This window comes from Streptomyces sp. NPDC020362, assembly GCF_040642095.1.
Classification (GTDB): Bacteria; Actinomycetota; Actinomycetes; order Streptomycetales; family Streptomycetaceae; genus Streptomyces.
Map to the genome: position 1 here is coordinate 1 of NZ_JBFAET010000406.1, position 3,158 is coordinate 3,158.

A 3,158-nucleotide genomic window follows, 5' to 3' on the forward strand; every position below is an offset into this window, starting at 1 on the left:
GACACAACGTGACGTTCAAGCATGTAAGTCTTCACAGTAGATCGACGCCGGTAGGGGCGGATTCGTTCGCCCGTAGGGGCACCTGGCGACAGCGGCCAGCAGCTCGCCGGAGCCCGCAGCTCGTGTCAGTGCGCTCTCCTCGTGTGCGTCCTTGAGCGACCCGGAGGCCAGAACGTGCTGGGCACGGTCGAGCAAGTACACGGTCTCTCCTGCGTCCCAAAGGTTCGGCTCGACGTCCCAGCCGTCGGTGTCGACCTGGACCAGGAGGCGCAGCGACGGTCCGGCGGCCCCGGCGTGCGAGCACGATCGTGTGGAGACCGTGAGCCAACCACTTCGGGTGATGGGGGTCCTCACACGGCTCTATTCCTCACCTCCGACGGGTTGAGCACCTGGACCCAGCCGTTCAGGAAGAAGTCCGCGGGGATCGTGAGCGTGGCGGCGGACCAGTGCGCGCGGCGCGGTGAAGGTGTCGGGGGTCTGCAGACCGCCGCGGCCGTTTTCCTTCATGAGCACGAACGATCCGTACCCCCGCTGCCCCCCGATTCCCTCGGGGCAGGGTGACCAGGGCTTTGAACTCCTAACGGAATGGATCGAAGATGGGGTGAGCCGGGTGGCGGTCACTCGACGCCGTTGCCGCGGTGCACGCCTGCCGCCCTCCGATCCGCCCAAAGGGAGGACTTGGCAGCCCAGGTCCGCCTGGCCCCGGGCCGGCTGTGGCCCGGAGTGCCTAGGCTGTCATCGCTACGGAAGGGCGGTGCCATGGATGCTGACTCCCTAACCAGGGCCGCGATCGAGGAGCATTGGCGGGCCTCGGAACGCGGGAACACCGAAGCCGAGCACGCCATCTACGCCGCGGACGCGATCCTGGACTACCCACAGTCAGGTGAGCGGTTCCGGGGCCGAGCGACGATCTCGGCGCAGCGCGGCGGACACCCGGCCGACCGGCACTTCACCGTCCAGCGGATCACCGGCCATGCGAATCTGTGGGTGAGCGAGTGTCTCATCACCTACGACGGTGTGCCTTCGTACTCCGTGAGCATCATGGAATTCGCTGACCAGCACGTGGTGCACGAGACGCAGTACTTCGCCGACCCCTTCGGTGCGCCGGCCCGGCGGGCCGCGCTCGCGGAGCAGATGCCGGGCCGGACCATCGCCAGGGGCTGATTCTTGGCCTCGCTCGGGTCAGCCGGGTGACCAGCCTGTCACTTTGTTGAAGTTCCAAAAATTCCTATCCCGATGACGTGAAGCGCCCCCAGCAGACGAGCGCGCACGCGAGGGCAAGGAAGGCTTCATGGGTGTCGTCGCGGATCTCCCAGCGGATCCGCAGGCGGCGGAACCAGTGCAGGTGGGCGAATGCGCGCTCCACGCCCCAGCGTTGTGTGCCGAGTCCGGAACCGTGCTCGGTGCCGCGCCGGGCATCAGCGGTTTCGCGCCGAGGTCCCAAACCAGCCGGCGGTACTTGTCGCGGTCGTGTCCGCGGTCGGCCAGCACCACGTCCGGGCGGCGTCCGGGCCGACCACGTTTCGCAGGCGTGCCCGCAGCGGCGGCGCCTTCCAAACGTCGGTCAGGAGTCGCGTTGGCCATGTGTCAGATAGGGGTCCGTGCCGACCAGCGCCGTCGGCCCGTTGCGTTGCCAGCCCGGCTCGGTGGGCTCTGCACACTGCATTGCAACTGCCGGCGGTCGGCTCAAACCCTTCAGCCCGACCGCGTGCCGATGCCACCATGGACGTCATGTCTTCACAGGCCTTACAGCGGCTCGCAGAGCGGGACGGCATCCGCATCTACAGCGCCCAGCCAATGCCCGGGGGATGGAACGTCCACCTGACCTACCCCACTTCGAAGTTCGAGGAACTCGGGGCAGCCCCGGACGATCCGATTTGCATTCCCTCATGGCCCTGCCTGGCACGCCACTCGCCCAGCGTAGGAGACGTGCTGGCGGAATGGTTCGCCACGATCGCCGGTCAGGGCCCAGAAAGGCCACCGCGCGAGGTGGTGGCCGCCCTGAACCAGGACATCCAGCTCCTGCTGGGCGACAAGTACAACGAGTACAAACGCGCCTCCGGGCACGCGTAGGCCGGCCACGAAACGCAGCGGGACCAGGCGGGCGGCACCGGTTTCCCCCGGGCGGCAGCACAGCACGGAAGGTGGCGCCCATGATGCCGGTTCGCCAGGCGTCGTCGTCCCCGCGCGTGCGGGGCTAGCTCGAAGCATCATTCCGGCGGGCCGATGTCCATCTGACATTTCGGCTCTTCTGAGCCGCATAGTTGTTCGGTCGTTGTTGCGCGCGGGATCCCCTTCGTTGGGCTGCGGTATGAAGGGTGTCGGCCACGGGTGGAATCGGGGCCTCGGGAGGGTTCAATGGCGTTCGAGCACAGTTCGCGGCACGACCCGGCTTCGGTCTGGAGCAGGCTGCTGAATGCGGCGATACACGGGCGATGATGCATCCGGCTGACTTCTGGGAACGCCGCGACACCGGCCAAGCAGAGCGGTGGTTTCAGCAAGCCGCCGAAGCCGGTGAGCCGGAAGCCATGTACCGTCTCGCCCGGCTGCTGACCGGACAACGGCCAGATCAAGCCGACTACTGGCACCAGCGAGCCGTCGAGGCGGGACACGTGCAGGCCATGTATGTGACTGCAACGGTCGCCCACGATGCCGAAGAGCGCGAGAAGTGGCTTCGGCGCGCTGCCAAGAGCGGGCATGCCGATGCTGCACCGGCACTTGGCCGTGCCCTGCGTGACCGGGGCGTAGACCAGGAGGCGGAGAGCCGGCTGCGCAGCACGGCCAAGGCCGACGCGGCACACTGGGTTGAGCCGGCTGATCCGGCGGAGCTCGACGCCGGCCTTGGTCCACGACGTCGAGGGGGCCAAGGTTGCCGAGGACGCCTACGAGCAGGCGCGCGAACTGGTGCGGCGCATACTCCGCCGAGCTCCCACGCAGCCCGATGCCAGCAACTCGGCCACTCTGCTCGTTGCGGACGATCCTGACGCGCGCATCACTTTGTGTCTCTGGTCCAACATCACGGACGAAGCGCTGCGCGCGTTGTCTTCCCTCGACCTCAACGAGCTGACCGCCCAGAGGCCCGATGCAAGGGCTGAGGGTTCCGCTGATCGTGGCGGATGCCGGCTACGGCCACAGCGTCTCTTTCCAGCTCGCGCTCG

Annotated in this window: 4 protein-coding genes and 1 pseudogene; 3 read left to right on the forward strand and 2 right to left on the reverse strand. The window is 67.5% G+C overall.

What is annotated here, in order from left to right; translation table 11 throughout:
- Positions 1-759: 759 nt before the first annotated feature.
- Positions 760-1,164: a nuclear transport factor 2 family protein gene (locus AB0H32_RS47545; protein WP_361135739.1), complete on the forward strand. Its 405-nt coding sequence runs from the start codon at positions 760-762 to the stop codon at positions 1,162-1,164.
- Between the two features lie 64 nt (positions 1,165-1,228).
- Here the strand turns inward: AB0H32_RS47545 and AB0H32_RS47550 are convergent.
- Positions 1,229-1,521 (reverse strand): annotated as a pseudogene (locus AB0H32_RS47550) (transposase); the annotation flags it as partial.
- A 210-nt stretch (positions 1,522-1,731) separates the two neighbouring features.
- On the opposite strand from AB0H32_RS47550, the gene AB0H32_RS47555 reads away from it, so the two are divergent.
- On the forward strand, positions 1,732-2,073 hold the full coding sequence (locus AB0H32_RS47555) for a hypothetical protein (RefSeq protein WP_361135742.1): 342 nt from the start codon (positions 1,732-1,734) through the stop codon (positions 2,071-2,073).
- A 137-nt stretch (positions 2,074-2,210) separates the two neighbouring features.
- Here AB0H32_RS47555 and AB0H32_RS47560 read toward each other — a convergent pair whose 3' ends face one another.
- Positions 2,211-2,699: a hypothetical protein gene (locus tag AB0H32_RS47560; protein WP_361135745.1), complete on the reverse strand. Its 489-nt coding sequence runs from the start codon at positions 2,697-2,699 to the stop codon at positions 2,211-2,213.
- Between the two features lie 142 nt (positions 2,700-2,841).
- On the opposite strand from AB0H32_RS47560, the gene AB0H32_RS47565 reads away from it, so the two are divergent.
- Positions 2,842-3,158, forward strand: a 317-nt coding sequence (locus AB0H32_RS47565) for a hypothetical protein (protein WP_361135747.1), incomplete at its 3' end; no start/stop codon positions are given.